Origin of the sequence: Halopseudomonas xinjiangensis, assembly GCF_900104945.1 — a bacterium.
GTDB classification, from domain to species: Bacteria; Pseudomonadota; Gammaproteobacteria; order Pseudomonadales; family Pseudomonadaceae; genus Halopseudomonas; species Halopseudomonas xinjiangensis.
Genome location: NZ_LT629736.1, coordinates 2079849 through 2094462 on the forward strand (window position 1 = coordinate 2079849; position 14614 = coordinate 2094462).

At 61.9% G+C, this 14614-nt stretch carries 10 protein-coding genes; 4 read left to right on the forward strand and 6 right to left on the reverse strand.

Annotated features, from left to right (window positions below; all coding sequences use genetic code 11):
- Positions 1 to 62: 62 nt before the first annotated feature.
- Entirely contained in the window at positions 63 to 1283 is a 1221-nt protein-coding gene (locus BLT85_RS09525) for a maltoporin (protein ID WP_093393776.1), read from the forward strand.
- A 68-nt stretch (positions 1284 to 1351) separates the two neighbouring features.
- Here BLT85_RS09525 and BLT85_RS17010 read toward each other — a convergent pair whose 3' ends face one another.
- Genes BLT85_RS17010 through BLT85_RS09540 form a run of 3 tightly spaced genes read right to left on the reverse strand, consistent with a single transcriptional unit; the run spans position 1352 to position 3555 of the window.
- Positions 1352 to 1717, reverse strand: coding sequence for a curlin repeat-containing protein (locus BLT85_RS17010; RefSeq protein ID WP_093393779.1), 366 nt, complete (start codon positions 1715 to 1717; stop codon positions 1352 to 1354).
- Positions 1621 to 2460 carry a penicillin-insensitive murein endopeptidase gene (mepA, locus tag BLT85_RS09535; RefSeq protein WP_093393782.1) on the reverse strand — a complete coding sequence of 280 codons (840 nt, stop codon included), beginning with the start codon at positions 2458 to 2460 and terminating at the stop codon, positions 1621 to 1623. The genes BLT85_RS17010 and mepA overlap by 97 nt, the downstream gene beginning before the upstream one ends.
- A gap of 21 nt (positions 2461 to 2481) precedes the next feature.
- Positions 2482 to 3555 carry an alpha/beta hydrolase family protein gene (locus tag BLT85_RS09540; protein WP_093393785.1) on the reverse strand — a complete coding sequence of 358 codons (1074 nt, stop codon included), beginning with the start codon at positions 3553 to 3555 and terminating at the stop codon, positions 2482 to 2484.
- A 221-nt stretch (positions 3556 to 3776) separates the two neighbouring features.
- On the opposite strand from BLT85_RS09540, the gene BLT85_RS09545 reads away from it, so the two are divergent.
- From BLT85_RS09545 to BLT85_RS09555, 3 genes are all read left to right on the forward strand, one after another.
- Positions 3777 to 4922 carry a zinc-binding dehydrogenase gene (locus BLT85_RS09545; protein ID WP_093393788.1) on the forward strand — a complete coding sequence of 382 codons (1146 nt, stop codon included), beginning with the start codon at positions 3777 to 3779 and terminating at the stop codon, positions 4920 to 4922.
- Positions 4923 to 5015: 93 nt separating this feature from the next.
- Complete coding sequence (locus BLT85_RS09550; protein WP_093393791.1) at positions 5016 to 6962, forward strand: alkaline phosphatase D family protein; 1947 nt, start codon at positions 5016 to 5018, stop codon at positions 6960 to 6962.
- Between the two features lie 178 nt (positions 6963 to 7140).
- Positions 7141 to 10233 carry an ATP-binding protein gene (locus BLT85_RS09555; RefSeq protein ID WP_157718163.1) on the forward strand — a complete coding sequence of 1031 codons (3093 nt, stop codon included), beginning with the start codon at positions 7141 to 7143 and terminating at the stop codon, positions 10231 to 10233.
- 51 nt (positions 10234 to 10284) lie between these two features.
- Here the strand turns inward: BLT85_RS09555 and BLT85_RS09560 are convergent, their stop codons facing one another.
- The 3 genes from BLT85_RS09560 to BLT85_RS09570 are packed head-to-tail and all read right to left on the reverse strand — an operon-like array spanning position 10285 to position 14604.
- A complete protein-coding gene (locus tag BLT85_RS09560) occupies positions 10285 to 11262 on the reverse strand; it encodes a glycoside hydrolase family 113 (RefSeq protein ID WP_197673842.1) in 978 nt (325 codons plus the stop codon).
- The gene (locus BLT85_RS09565) at positions 11244 to 12758 is read right to left on the reverse strand and encodes a hypothetical protein (protein WP_093393800.1); all 1515 of its coding nucleotides are present in this window, start codon (positions 12756 to 12758) and stop codon (positions 11244 to 11246) included. Before BLT85_RS09565 ends, BLT85_RS09560 begins: the two co-directional genes overlap by 19 nt.
- Entirely contained in the window at positions 12706 to 14604 is a 1899-nt protein-coding gene (locus BLT85_RS09570; RefSeq protein ID WP_093397603.1) for a glycosyltransferase family 2 protein, read from the reverse strand. Before BLT85_RS09570 ends, BLT85_RS09565 begins: the two co-directional genes overlap by 53 nt.
- Positions 14605 to 14614 lie beyond the last annotated feature (10 nt).

Consider the following 14614-nt stretch of genomic DNA (forward strand, 5'->3'; position numbering starts at 1 on the left):
GTCGCCTCGAGGCGGTATGAACCTTCGCTCGCATATCACGCTGGCATATGAAAGGAGGCTAAATGATCCGCACAGCATCCGTCCGGGCAGGTGCATGCCTTGTGGCCTGCAGCGTTTCCATACAGGCGCAGGCGCTCGAATTCACCGGCTATATACGCAGTGGTGTCGGCGAGTCGACCGCTGGCGGAAGCCAGGCGTGCTTCCAGCTACCTGGCGCTCTCACCAAATACCGGCTGGGTAACGAGTGTGAGCAGCTGATCGAGCTGAAGCTGTCGCAGGAGGTACTGAAGCTTGAGGACGGCTCGTCGTTTACGCTCGCCGGCATGCTCGAATTGCTCAACGCCTACGGTCATGCACCGACCTTCACTGGCGAACATGGCAGTGCCCGCATGGTGCAGCTGTACGGTCAGTGGAGCGATGTGCCGGCGCTGCGCGACGCATCGCTATGGTTCGGTCGCCGTTACTACAATCGCAACGATGTACACCTGACCGATTTCTATTACTGGGATCAACGCGCGCTCGGCGGTGGCATCGAAGAATTTCCGCTGGGCGAGTTCGAGCTGAGCTACGCCTACCTGCGCGAAGACAGCATCCTCAATCAGCGTTATCACTATCGGCACGACTTTCGCCTCGGCGCTATCGAAGCGGGCCCACAGGGCGAGCTAGAGCTAGGCGTCAGTTATGTCGACGAACCCGACGAGGGCAACGCAAGTAGTGGCTGGGCTTTCACCGTTCAGCATCTGCAGGATGGAACATTCGGCGGAAGCAATACCTTTGCGGTGCAGTATGGACGCGTGCCTGGGAATGCCCTGGGATACACCGGCAGCGAAGACGTAGGACCTCAGGCACGTACCTGGCGGATCCTGGAATATTTGCAGTGGCAGACCACCCCTCGCTTTGGCGGCGCCGTGAAACTGCTCTATCAAAGGGACAAACGCCGGGACGGCGGAGATCAGGACTGGTGGTCGGTGGGCGTACGGCCAACCTATGCCCTGACCGAACAGTTCAAGCTGGTGGTCGAACTCGGTCACGATCAGGTCGATGCCGAAGACGGCACCCGCAAGCTCAACAAGATCACCTTTGCGCCCACCTGGTCGCCCAGCGGACCGGGATTCACCGATCGACCGGAAATCCGTCTGTACTACACCTATGCATCATGGAACCGTGAAGCACAACGGGCGGCAGACGAACTCGCTGCCGGCTCTGCGCTTTCCACCACCGGCGCGTTCGCGAATGCCCGACACGGCTCAAATATTGGCGTCCAGATCGAACATTGGTGGTAAGCCTGAACCAGACGACACGCGCATAAAAAGCCTGCCGGCGCAGGCCGGCAGGCTTGGTCGGAACTTCTTTATTGCGTGATCGTAGCTACGTTCGCGCTGCCGGTCTGAGTAACCACTGCATCGTTGTAGTTGCCCGACTGACCGACCGCGGCAACCTGGCCGTAACCCGCTTGGTGGACGTCGGGCAGAACATCCTTTTCCAGCCAGGCTGCTAGATGGTGGCATCGTTGAAGTAATCTCGCTGCACCACTAGCGCATCGTTGTTCCAATTGCTCTGGCAGACCTTCAAAGCGTTGCCCGCTGCGGCCTCGACACCGCTTTGCGAGATTGCGAGCCGTCAAGGAGCGTCGAGAACCGCAGCACAGGCAGCCGGTAACGTCCGGCTCGGACGCGACTCCAACGCTGTGCGAGGTGTTGGGGTCAGGTTCGCGCAACCTTCACCAGCCGGTGGTTCGGGCTGGTCGACGCAGGCCATCGAGCCTGGCGGACAGCGCAGCCGGACATGCAGATGCTCGTCGTGGGCCGACCACGGGCGAATCCGGCGCAGCCAGGACCGGTCTTCCCATTCGCGCTCACACAGGTCACGTTTGATTGCCGCATCGACGAATATGCGCGAGACGCGAGCGTCATCGGCAGCCATGCGGATCATCTCTGCGTGCGTATCGGTCCAGCGCTGCCGGTCGATCTCCCCGGTTTCGGGGTCGACCACGATTGGCTGCTCAAGCCCTTCTCGTTCGCTGCGCTTGAGCTGTGGCAAGTCGAGGCGAAACCAGATATCCACGTCCAGGCCGCTCTGGTGGCTGACGTGTCCGTACGACATCGGACCGCCGCGAGGCTGCGCCATGTCGCCGATCAACATCGGGCCATGGCCTGCGGCGGCGAAACGCTCGCCAAGCGTTTGAACATAGTCGAGCAGCTCGGGGTGACCGTAGTGCCTGTTTCGCTGAAGATCGACCGCCTGGTAGCCGTCTCCTTCCGGCGGGAGCTGCATGGCTCCGATAATGCAGGCCCCGCCGTGATGGCCGATTATCTGGGGCTCGCCTTCGAGTGGCTCGGCCACTGTGGACCAGTCAGGCGTTGCGGACGCCCGCTCTGGCCATACCATGAACAGCAGCGCCACGGTGAGCAGTGACAGAAGCGCCAGAGCGGCACGAATCGGGTTCAACGTATGACGCATGCTTCGTTCCTCGGATACCGATCAATCACGACGCTGGCGAGCCAGCCACTCCAGGCCGGGGCGATACAGCATGTCGTGCTCGCCTTCGAACAGAACCAGCTCCGCCGGTCCGGATTTGAGATGCAGGAGGACGTCGGCGTCGGCTTGCTCGAAGCCAACGAGTCCGCCGTCGTTGACGTGTCGCGAGCGCAGCGACTCGGGAATTTGCCGTTTCGAGCGCAACTGATCGAATAGCGCCGGATCGATGGCATCACCCTTTTCGGCCAGATCACTGAATGCACGCAGGGCATAGTCAGGCGGTACCGTTTCGTCGTCGATCCCGTGGGCAATAAGGATCGGCACATCGCCAGCCACCTTCGACATGTGGGTGCTTGGGCTGCGCTTGCGGCACTCTTCCTTCGCAGCCTCGTCCGCCGTCGGCTTGCCACCGCAGGCTCCTTCGATCTCGCCAGCGTACTTTTCCCCACGCTGGGCGTTCCACTCGTACCAGTCGACCAGATCGTAGACCGGGACCCAGATCGACGTGCCGGCGAACACGTCAGGGTTCAGGCGCGCCAGGTGCAGCGCATTCATCGCGCCACCGGAATAACCCATTAGATAGATTCGCGACTCGTCGACGTTGGCATTTTCACGGGCGTAGCGCAGCGCATCCTGCATGTCCGAAAGGACCAGCTGCGACGCGGTGGTTTGCGGATCGCCATCATTGGCGCCACGGAAGTTCGGATGCATGAACACCCAGTCGTTGGCCTTGGCGAACTCCGCGATTGGGATGTCGATGTTTTGCAGGTAACCGGTACTCCAGCTGTGCAATACCACCAACAACGGCTTGGCCTGCTCGGAGCCGGAATCGAAATACAGGGCCTTTTGCGGAGAAGCACCAGCCGAAGATGGAATCTCGATGTCCTCGATTTCCGGGACGGCGTCGCGCCAGCTTTCTCGATCCGCGCCGACGAAGCCGCCGGGATAATTGGTGACGCGAAGATAATCGCTGGGGTGTTCGAGCTCGCCGGCACCGTCTTGCGCCACTGCCTGCGCAGCGCAAAGCGCAGCGGCAGCCAGCCACGCCGATGCATGAAAAATGCTGAATCGTTTCATGGTCGTCTCCGAGGTCGAAGCGCTCCTTGCCGTGGTGCCTGACGGATGCGCGCCAGGCCGCTAATGTTGCGACTATGGGCGACGCCGCGGGTTCCTCACTTTCCGGTGATTGAACGCTTGCCATACCACTGGGCCATTCAGCCGGTAAATGGCGGTTGTGAGCCTGGCACCGCCGTGCCACCGTTGACCGTACCTTTCGCAGGACCAACGAGGACTTCTCGATGAACGAAGAACACATCCGCCAAGGTCTCGAACTACGTTCGCTGATCACCTCCGAGGGAAAACTGGAGCTATCGCTCGTCGAGGTGGACGTGCCATCGCCCCGCCCCGACCAGGTGGTCATCGAAGTCCGCGCCACACCGATCAACCCGTCGGACCTCGGATTGCTGACCGGTCCAGCCGACCTCTCCAGCGCTCGCTTCGGCGGCTCGGCTGAGCGACCGACTGTTACCGCAGAGGTGGCCGATTCCCGGCTGGATGGGCTCAAGGCGAGGCTCGACCAGTCGATGCCGGTGGGTAACGAAGGCGCTGGCGTGGTGGTCGCGGCAGGCAGCGACGCTCAACATCTGATGGGCAAAACCGTCGCCGTGCTCGGCGGCTCCATGTACGCTCAGTATCGCGTCATTCGCGCGTCGGAATGTCTCGTGCTACCCGAGGGAGCCGACCCGGCGGATGGCGCGTCGTGCTTCGTCAATCCCATGACTGCGTTGAGCATGGTCGAAAACATGCGACTCGATGGCCACAGCGCGCTGGTACATACCGCCGCTGCGTCCAACCTCGGACAGATGCTGAACCGAATCTGCCTCGCCGACGGGGTCGGGCTGGTGAACATAGTACGCAGCCAGGAGCAGGCCGAGATCCTGCGCAAGATTGGCGCCGAGTTTGTCTGCGACAGCACCAGTGCGTCTTTCGAGTCGGAGCTGACCGACGCCATCCATGCTACCGGCGCAACGCTGGCGTTCGATGCGATTGGCGGCGGCAAGCTACCATCGCAAATTCTGGCCAGCATGGAAGTCGCGGCCAATCGTAGCGCGACCGCCTATAGCCGCTATGGCTCCGCCACTCACAAACAGGTGTACCTGTACGGTAATCTCGATACCCGCCCGACCGAGCTGCACCGTACCTTCGGGATGGCCTGGGGCGTGGGCGGATGGTTGTTGACCAGCTTCCTGCAGCGTGCCGGTGGAGACGTCGCGCAACGGATGAAGCAGCGAATCGCTGCTGAGCTGAACACGACCTTCAAGAGCCATTACACCGCCGAAATCGGGCTTGCCGATGCACTGAAGGAAGAAACTCTGCGGGCCTACACACGGCGAGCCACAGGCGAAAAATATCTGATCAACCCGGCACGCGGTCATTCCGACTGAGCCGATCGTGTTTTCGATACGACGCGGTGACGTCCGGGCGTGGGTGCGGTCTGACAGAGCAGCCCTGCAACCCGAACCCAAGCGAGATAAGCATTGACGCAACAGCTTTCGACTCCAACTCTGCAAACCATCCTGGCCGGTCCGGTACTGCGCCGTATCGCCCCGGACCGCTTGCTCATCTGGCTGGTGACGTCGCGGCCCGTTGAGTTGTCGCTGCGGCTGTATTCATCCGGGATCGATAGCCAGCATCTCAGCTGTGACTCAGCCACGTCGCGCAGCGTTCCGGTGGGCAGGCAGGCTTTCGTCCAGTTGCTGGACTTCGTTCCGACCGCGCCCCTGCCAGTCGATACCCTGATTGGCTACGACCTGGTCTGGAGCGAGAATTCGGCCGAATGCACCCTGGTAGAGGCGCTGCCCTATCTATGTCATGACGGCCAGCCTCGCCCCAGCTTCGTCATCGCTTCGCACAATCGTCGTCTGCTGCACGGTTCCTGCCGCAAACCTCATTTCGATGCGGCCGATGGGCTGGTCCGCGCAGATAGCTGGCTGGCAGAACGCATTGAGGATGCGGCCCAGCGACCGTCCTGGCTGCTGATGAGCGGTGACCAGATCTATGCGGACGATGTCGCCGGGCCCATGCTCGTAGCGATTCACCGCCTCATCGAGCGTCTGGGCCTGTTCGGCGAAACCCTCGACGGTGCCACCGTCGGCGACAGCGACGAGCTGTACCGCGACGTCAATACCTATTATCGACGCGAAGAACTGCTGCCCGACATGCAGCCCAACGCGGCGCTGCGCGAGCGCTTCTTCGGCGGCGTGAAGAAGCCAGTCTTCACCACAGCACATGCGCACAACCATCTGATCACGTTCTCCGAGATCATCGCCATGTATCTACTGGTCTGGTCACCGGAGTGCTGGGCACTGGTCGACGATGAGCCGCCCGCTCTGGATGCCGACTGGCAGGATACCTACCAGCGTGAACAGCGCATCCTCGCCGAGTTCGTCGCAGGCCTGCCGCAGGCAGCCCGTCTGATGGCGCATCTGCCGAGTCTGATGATCTTCGACGATCACGATATAACCGATGACTGGAATCTGACCGCCGAGTGGGAGCAAACCGCGTACGGACATCCATTCTCCCGCCGCATCATCGGCAACGCCCTGCTCGGCTATCTGCTATGCCAGGGCTGGGGTAACGCGCCTGGCGCGATTGCTGGACCCATGGCTGCGCTTGCCGACCTGCTCGGCAGCGGCGAAGCCGATCCTGACGACAAGCTCGATGCACACCTGCATAACGGCTGCATCGATCAGGTGCTGGCGTTCCACCGCTGGAGTTATGAGCTGCCTGGAGAGCCTGCAATCCTGGTGCTGGATACCCGTACCCGCCGCTGGCGCAGCGAGGATCGCCCCGGGCGTCCGTCGGGTCTGATGGATTGGGAATCGCTCACCGATATGCAGCAGAAGCTGCTCGATCGCAAAAGCGTGGTGATTGTGTCCTCTGCCCCCATGTTCGGCGTGAAGCTGATCGAGGCAGTTCAGAAGCTCTTCACGCTAACCGGCAATCCACTATTGGTCGACGCAGAGAACTGGATGGCGCACCGGGGCGCAGCCCAGGTCATGCTGAACATCTTCCGCCACACACGCACGCCCGCCAACTACGTGATTCTGTCCGGCGATGTGCATTACTCGTTCGTATACGAGGTTCGCATCCGCCAACGTTCGCGCGGACCGCATATCTGGCAGATCACCAGCAGCGGCCTGAAGAACAGCTTTCCCCGCTCCTTGCTCGACTGGTTCGATCGACTCAACCGCTGGCTCTATTCGCCGCGCTCGCCGCTCAACTGGCTCACCAAGCGCCGCGCGATGCAAGTCACCCCACGCGCTCCGGATCAGGCGAGCGCCGGCGAGCGACTCTGGAATGGCAGCGGCATCGGCCTGGTTTGCCTGGATGGTGAGGGCCGGCCGGTAGAGATCATCCAGCTCGATACCAGCGGCATTGATGTCCGCTTCCCCCCAGCTCCCAAAGCTGACGAACGCGCCTGAGTCGGCGGCATCAAGAGGGGAGTGCTTCTGGCGAGCAATTGGGTAATATGGTTGTACACGGACAAGAACAAGGAACCACTGCCATGCGGCAGTATCGACGCGGCCCTCACAGCAATCCGCAGTTACCTCACCTTCCCGCTCACGCGTCCGTTGCCCAGTTGATCGTCGGCAGGCCGGCGTGAGTCAATCATCAGGTTCCAGCCGGCGGATCGTCCCCCTTCGCCGGAGGTTGCTGGCAATCGCACTGGCCGGCATCCTGCCGCTGGCAACCATAGCCGGCATCGGCTTATGGCGATTGGTAAATTACGAAGAAGCCCAGGTCGAGCTGCGCAACCTGGACATCACGCGCCTTGCCGCTACCGCAATCGAAACGGAAGTCGGCCGGTCGCTGGACGTTCTTGAAGCGCTATCGCTCGCCCCTGCGCTAGCCGAGGACGATCTGGAGCCCTTCGGCAGGCTTGTTCAGCGCGTATTACCACTGGTGCCTGATTGGCATTCGCTGCTGATTGCCAACGTCGACGGCGAGGTGCTCCACCGCATCACGGTCGAGGGGATAGAACCGGGCGGCGCCATTGCCGACTGGGCCAGTTTCAGCTCGGTCATCGCTACCGAAAGGCGGCAGGCCGGCAATATCGCTCAAGGCCCTGAGGGTACCTGGGGTGTACCGCTGCGTGTCCCGGTCGTTCGAGACGGAACCACAGAATATGTGTTGACCGCCGTACTCAAGCCCTCGGCGATTCTCAAGGTGGTGAGCACTCGCGCGCTACCCGAGGGAGCAGTGATGACCGTGCTCGATCGGAACGGCCGGCGCATCGCCAGGACCAGCCAGCATGAACAAACCCTGGGGCAGCCCGCCTCGCCGACTCTGGTTGACATGTTGGCGGAACGGCCCGAGGCAGAAGGTACCGGCCGCACCACGACCATCGAAGGTATGAATGCCTACACCTCGTTCGTCCGGCTGCAGCGAGAAGCCGGCTGGACGGTAGCTGTCGGCATGCCGACGGCAGCAGTCCAAGCCTCCGCAGCGCGGGCGTTCAGTATTTATGGTGGCGGGCTGACGCTCTCGCTGCTGCTGGCCATCGTCGCCGCCTTGATTGCCAGCCGCCGTATCAGCACGCCCATGACCGAATTGCGTCAGGCCGCTCTGGCCATAGGTACCAGTGAAATGCCGGTTGCGCCGAAGACCGATATCGAAGAGATCAGCGAGGTCGGGCACGCTCTGGAAGCCTCCGGGCGGGCCCGACTGGAAAGCGAAGCGGAGCGCAGCCGTACCCTGCTTCGCCTCAGGCAGGCGCAGCAGGAACTGACGCTGCAAGTGACAGGACTCGAGCGGCTTCACGGCCTGAGCAACAGACTGATCGAACTCCCCGATTTGTCAGCACAACTGACCGCCATCGTCGACCTGCTCTGTGAGCTCCAGGATACCGATCATGCACTGATACTGTCGCGCCAGGGCTCCGGTCCGCTGCGCATCGTCGCCGCTGGCGGCTTCAGTTCGGACAACGTGGCGCAGCTGAACAGGTCCGACAGTTTGAAAGGCGACGTTGGCGCCCGGTTGCTGCGTGGCGGGCAGATATCGCTGGAAGACGGGATATGCGATCTGGACGGCTTCCGCTCGCTGCACAGCACACCGTTTCGAAGCAGCGACGGCTCGGTTTCCGGCGCGATCGTGCTACTGCAAATGCATCCTCACGAACCCAGCGCTCTGGATCGTCACCTCGCCGATCTGTGCGCAGGCCTGGCAGCAGTGTTGATTGACCGCGCTCACATGCAGACCCGCGCAGGCGAGTCGCAAAGAACCCTGCAAGTAGCCCTTGAATCGTCCTCAGTGCCCTTCTGTGTTCTGGCTCCAGACCGCGGTGATGATGGCCAGGTGCGCGACTTCTGCTGGGAATTCATCAACCCCCAGGGGGCCCGGGCTTTTCAGCGCTCGGTCGAGGAGCTCATCGGCTCGCCGCTCAGTCAGGTGCTCACCGGCTGGCAGGCGCGCCGGACCTTCGCCGAGTTGTTGCGCGTGGTCAATGATGGCGAGTCCAGAGATGTCGAGCTCGCCGCGGCGGAGCATCGGCAAGAGCGCTGGGTGCATATCATTGCGACGCCATTCGAAGGCCGCGTGGCCGTCTGGTTTGCGGATATCACCGAACGCAAGCGACAGGAATCGCTGTTACGGCAGGCAGATCGACGCAAGGATGAATTCCTCGCTACGCTGGCCCACGAACTCCGAAATCCGCTTGCGCCCATCCGAATGGCAGCAAGCCTGTTCGGCTCGCCGCGTGCTACCGAAGCACAGAAGCAGCGCAGCCAGCACATCATCGAGCGTCAGGTGGCACACATGGCTCTGCTGCTTGACGATCTGTTCGATATATCCAGGATCACGCTGGGGAAACTGACGCTGCGAAAGCAACCGACCGATCTTCGTGACGTGGCTCGCGCGGCGCTGGAGACCGCTCGCCCGAAGCTTGAACTCCGGCGCCACGAGATGTCTCTCGACCTTGCGGAATATCCGGTACCGGTCGAGGCGGACCCGATGCGTCTGGAGCAGATCATCACCAACCTGTTGACCAATGCGGCGAAATTCACCCCGGAAGCAGGCCGGGTTTGCGTTCAGGTGTTGATCGCTGATGGTCAGGCGGTAGTCAGCGTGACGGATAACGGCTTGGGTCTGGAGGCGGAGCAGATTCCGACGATTTTCGAAAAGTTCGCCCAGATCCCGATCCAGGGCGGCGCTGTCAGCGCCGGGCTGGGGATCGGCCTGGCGCTTGCGCGCGAGCTGGCGCGACTGCATGGAGGCGAAGTGCAGGCCTTCAGTCAGGGGCTTGGGCTCGGCTCCGAATTTCGTGTCAGGTTGCCACTGGGCAACGCCTCGACCGCAACAGACGGCTCCACGCAACCCACGACTGCCAAACTGACCCGCCAGCGCCGGGTGCTGGTTGCCGACGACAATCCGGACATTGCCGGGACGGTCGCCGATATCCTGCGGCTCAACGGCCATGAGGTCATCGTGGCGCATGATGGGACCGAGGCACTGACAGCGTTCGAGCGCGAGCTACCCGACGCGGCCGTATTGGATATCGGCATGCCGGGAATGCGCGGAGATGAGCTGGCCAGGACCATTCGGGCCCGTGCAGGCGGCGACCGCGTCCTGTTGATCGCCATGACCGGCTGGGGCCAGCCGACCGACAAACAGAACGCACTGGACGCCGGCTTCAACGTACATCTGACCAAACCGGTCGATGCCCGCAGCCTGCTTGAGCTGGTTGGCGCCGACTAGCCGCAGTCGGCCGCCAGCCCTAACTGCTCAGGTACCGGCTGATGAAGCCGGTCACGGACCCGCTGGCGGGTCGCGGAAAATCGATTCGGCCGGTTTGTTCTGCACGGTGAAGTCGGTGTCGTTCTCTCCGCCCGCGTCCGGGTTGGTATACCAGCACCAGATCCCCATGCCTTCGATACCCGGGCGGTCCAACACGGTCTTCCATTTCTCGAGAATGGTCTTCTGCAACTCGAGGTCAACCGGCAACTCCACTTCCTCGGGACTCTTCCACGGTGCCGCGAGCACATCATCAGCCGACCGCAAACCTACCTCGGCCACCCATACGGGCTTCTGATGGCGTTCGCCCAGCAGCACCAGCCGGTCGGCTGCCTCGCGCATCTGCGTATCGCGCTGCATCGGCTCGCTGGGCAGCGCCGGATAGAGGCTGCTGCCGACCACGTCGAACACGCCCCAGTGCGGAAACTCTTCGGCTCGTTGCAAGCTATCGGTTACGTACAACACCTTGCCGGAGTACACCTCGCGCACCGCAGCGACCAGACCAGGCCATTTGCCGGATTGCTCGAGATTACGCAGTTCCGTTCCGACCACCAGCGCCGGTACCTGCTCCTGCTCGGCGACCCTTGCCAATGGCAGGACCGCTTCGCGGTAGGCGTCGAACCAGGCGTCCGGATCGGTTGGCTGCGCATCGCCAGCCCAGCGGTCGGGTATCCACAGGTGAATCTTCAATACCGGCACCAGGCCCACCTGCTTCATCTGTCTCAGGCCCGCCTGGATCATTTCCGGACTGCTGTCGCTGCCAATGACCGGATCGTTGGAGTCTGTCTGGGCCTGCCAGGTGAACGCCACCAGCAATGCGCGATCAGCCCCGCTGTCGGCCAATTGTTGCAATGAACGCTTGGCCTCCTCGCTGTCCCAACCGGCATCTCCAGCGACTTTGACATTGGCGCCAATCCAGAACTCCGGTTGTTGCGTGCACCCGACAAGGGGCAACAGCAACACTGCCAGAAACATCAGGGTTCTCTTTGCCATACCCGCCATACCTCTCCTTCGAATACCAATTGATAACCCGGCATGCCGCTTTCCCATAGCTGCGGGAACCGTTGCGAAATGCTGTCCTGAGCGCCTTCCAGCGAACCCGGCCGTGCGACCACGAGCTGCGCCGGCATGCCGCCGCGTGTCGAAAGCGCCAGCTTGAAGCGGTCGTCGAACGGCAGTATCAGCTGCTCGGCGTCGCGTCGTGCGGCAATGACCCGGTATGCCGCCTGGTCATCGATTAATGTCGGCAGACGCACATCAGCCAGCCATGCGCCGAGACGAATGTCTTCGCTCGCGCGCTGCTCCAGCGGAGTGCGGAATGCTGTGGACCACTGCTGCACCTCCGGGAGCGGATCACGCAATAGCACCAGCCAACCGAGCGGTATCGCCAGCAATAGCAGCACCGTCGCAGGAATCCGTTGCCAGGGCAGCAACGTGCGCAATCCAAGCGCTGCCGGCACCAGCAACAGCGAGAGAAAATCCAGCGCCTGGGTAGCGAACCAGGCCAGCGTCGCCATGGCGCCAGCGCAGACCAGCGTACCGGCCACGGCCAGGGTGCCGGCCCAACCACGCTGAAGACTCCAGAAAGCCAGAAGCAGCGACGGGAACGACAGCGCGCCTGTCACGACCAGCCACAGCAGCGGCTGCCACCACTGCCCGCCAAACTCGAGCAACCAGGGGAGATACGGCGCATCGGCGTAACCGCCACGGAAAGCTGAATCAGCACGGGTAATAAACATCAGACTGTCGCCGAAGAACAGCCAGTTCATGTACATCCAGCCAAGCAGAGCAAACAGAAATGGCAGATAACATATGAGATAGAACGCCAGAGGCGCACGCTGAAGGATGGTGCGCGGCGCAACCAGGGCTAGCCAGGGCAGCATGGCAAGCGCGATGAAGGACACCCGCTCGTCAATGAAGAACAACAGGCACAACCAGCCGGCAAACCGCAGATAGGCGCGCGGTTCCGGATCCCCGCGAAAGCTGCGCAGCGTGCGAAACAGGCCGTATACCGCGAGCGTTCCGAGTCCGAGATTGTGCCCGGAAGTGGCCACCCACAGAAAATACGGATGGCAGACCAGCAACACCGTCCACAGCCAGCCCCAGAGCGCGCCATGGTCCCGCGTGATGTCGCGCCAGGCCAGCGACGCGAACAGGGTCATCGCACCGATATCCAGCAGGTACGGCACCAGCACCCCAGGCAAGCCGGGCATCCAGCTGAACAAGAGACCCAGATAGACCGACATCTGCGTCGACAGGAACCCGGCAAACTCCAGACGCAGGCCTGCCGCGTCGCGCATCACCAGTAGCTTGGCGTAGCGCGCCAGTGCATCGCTGCTCATGTAGCCGTTGGCGAGCAGGTGGTAACACAGGGCGGCCAGCGCAAGCAGTACGACGATGAGTACCGGAGCGCTATGACGGCGGCGCCGCCGGGATCTACTCCCGGAGCGCGGCCTTGCGTTCGGCCGGTACGTACTTGCTAATGCCATGATTGGTCTTTTCCCAGTAGAACGGTCTGCTGATCAATTGCCAGAGGCCCTTGTATGCGGCAAATGACTGCAACAGCCAATACAGCGGAACGGTGAGCGCGTAAGGTGCCAGCTTGAAATAGTCGCGTTTGAAGCCTGCGACCAAGGTCATGTAGATGAAGAAGCCGTTGGCCAACAGCAGATTGAGCAGACTCAGATACACCAGCGCCGGTGGAAACAGGAAGTCGAAGGCGCGGGTCCCGGCTGCCAGCCAGAGGGCATAGATCAGCCAGAGCAAAGGCGCTGCCAGTGCGGTCAGCACACCACCGCCAATGAAGAACTGGAACCCCCAGAAGCCCCGAAAGCCGGTCGAGCGATACAGATGCACCGGATCGCGCATGTGTACCAGCCAGGTCTGCATGTAGCCCTTGAACCAGCGCGAACGCTGCCGGATCCAGTTGGGAATGCTCACGTTGGCTTCTTCGAAGGTAGTCGAATTGACCACGCTTACCCGATAACCCTGCTGGACCAGACGCACTCCGAGATCGGCGTCTTCGGTAACGTTGTAAGGGTCCCAGGCATAAACGCTGCGTAGCGCCTGAATACGGAAGTGATTGGATGTGCCGCCGAGCGGAATCGGAATGCGCAGGTACTCGAGTGCCGGCAGGTAGAAGTCGAACCAGAGCGTGTACTCCAGCGTGAACATCCGCGTCAGCCAGTTTTCATCGGCGTTGTAGTAATTCAGCCGTGCCTGCACGCATACCACCTCGGGTGCCGACTTGGCAAAAGCCGCCACCACGCGCTTGAGCTGACCCGGCTCGGGCTTGTCTTCGGCATCGTAGATGGTCACGAACTGGCCGCGGGCGAAACGCAGGGCGTAGTTGCAGGCCTTCGGCTTGGTACGCGGCGATGATGGCGGGACACGGATGATCTCGAAGATCGCTTCGAGCCCCAAACGTTTGGCCGCCTCGATGGTTTCCCGGTCGTCCGATTCGAGCACCAGCTTGATATCCAGCTTGGAGGCCGGATAGTCGAGCTTGCGCAACGCATTGGCGAGTATCGGCAGAATCTCCGGCTCGCGGTACATGGGCACCAGAACCGTATAGACCGGAAGATCTTCCTCGCGCAGGCTGGCAACGTCGTCCTCGGTGACCTTGATGTCGATCCGCCGTCTCGATCCGTACCATACCAGCACCAGCTTCAACGCAAAGGTGGCGAGAAAGCCCAGCGTAATCAACACGTTCAGCCCGATCAGCGCATTGACAGGAGACAAGGCCAGCGCCACCAGAAGCACGGTGAGCAGCCCATACAGGGTAAGCAACTGCGGGCGAGTGATTACTTCACGCGCCGAATGCTCCGGCGCGCGGTCCGCCAGTAACGTCAGCGCGTCGTGAGTCAGACGGAAATCCGAGTCGAGCTGAAGGCTCCAGAGAATGTCGAACTTCGATGTACCGACAAACAGCACCTCTGGTCCGAAGGTGCGCCTCGCCCAGGTGAACGTCTCGGGGCCAGGGTCGGCCACTGCCAGCACCAGACGGTTATTCTCATAGCGCCAGGGAATGACCTGTCGCTCAGCACAGGCGGAAAAAAGATCGGGGTTGAGCGGCGCTTCCGGCGGATTCTCCACCAGATCGACGAAATCAAGCCCGAAGTGCTCGGATAGCGCCTGGTACAACCGCAGGGCGGTCATCCAGCGATGCGCGAGTACGATCTCGCCGAGGCGCGAGCGCCAGCGCTTTTGCAGTGACAATGCGGTGTCGCGATGCTCCGGACGCAGCAAACCCTTCTCGACCAGCATCTCACCGAGACGCTCGCGATCGGCGAGCGGGTTGGGTTGCCGTCCGTATGCGACGGCGGTACCGGTCATACCACTTTGC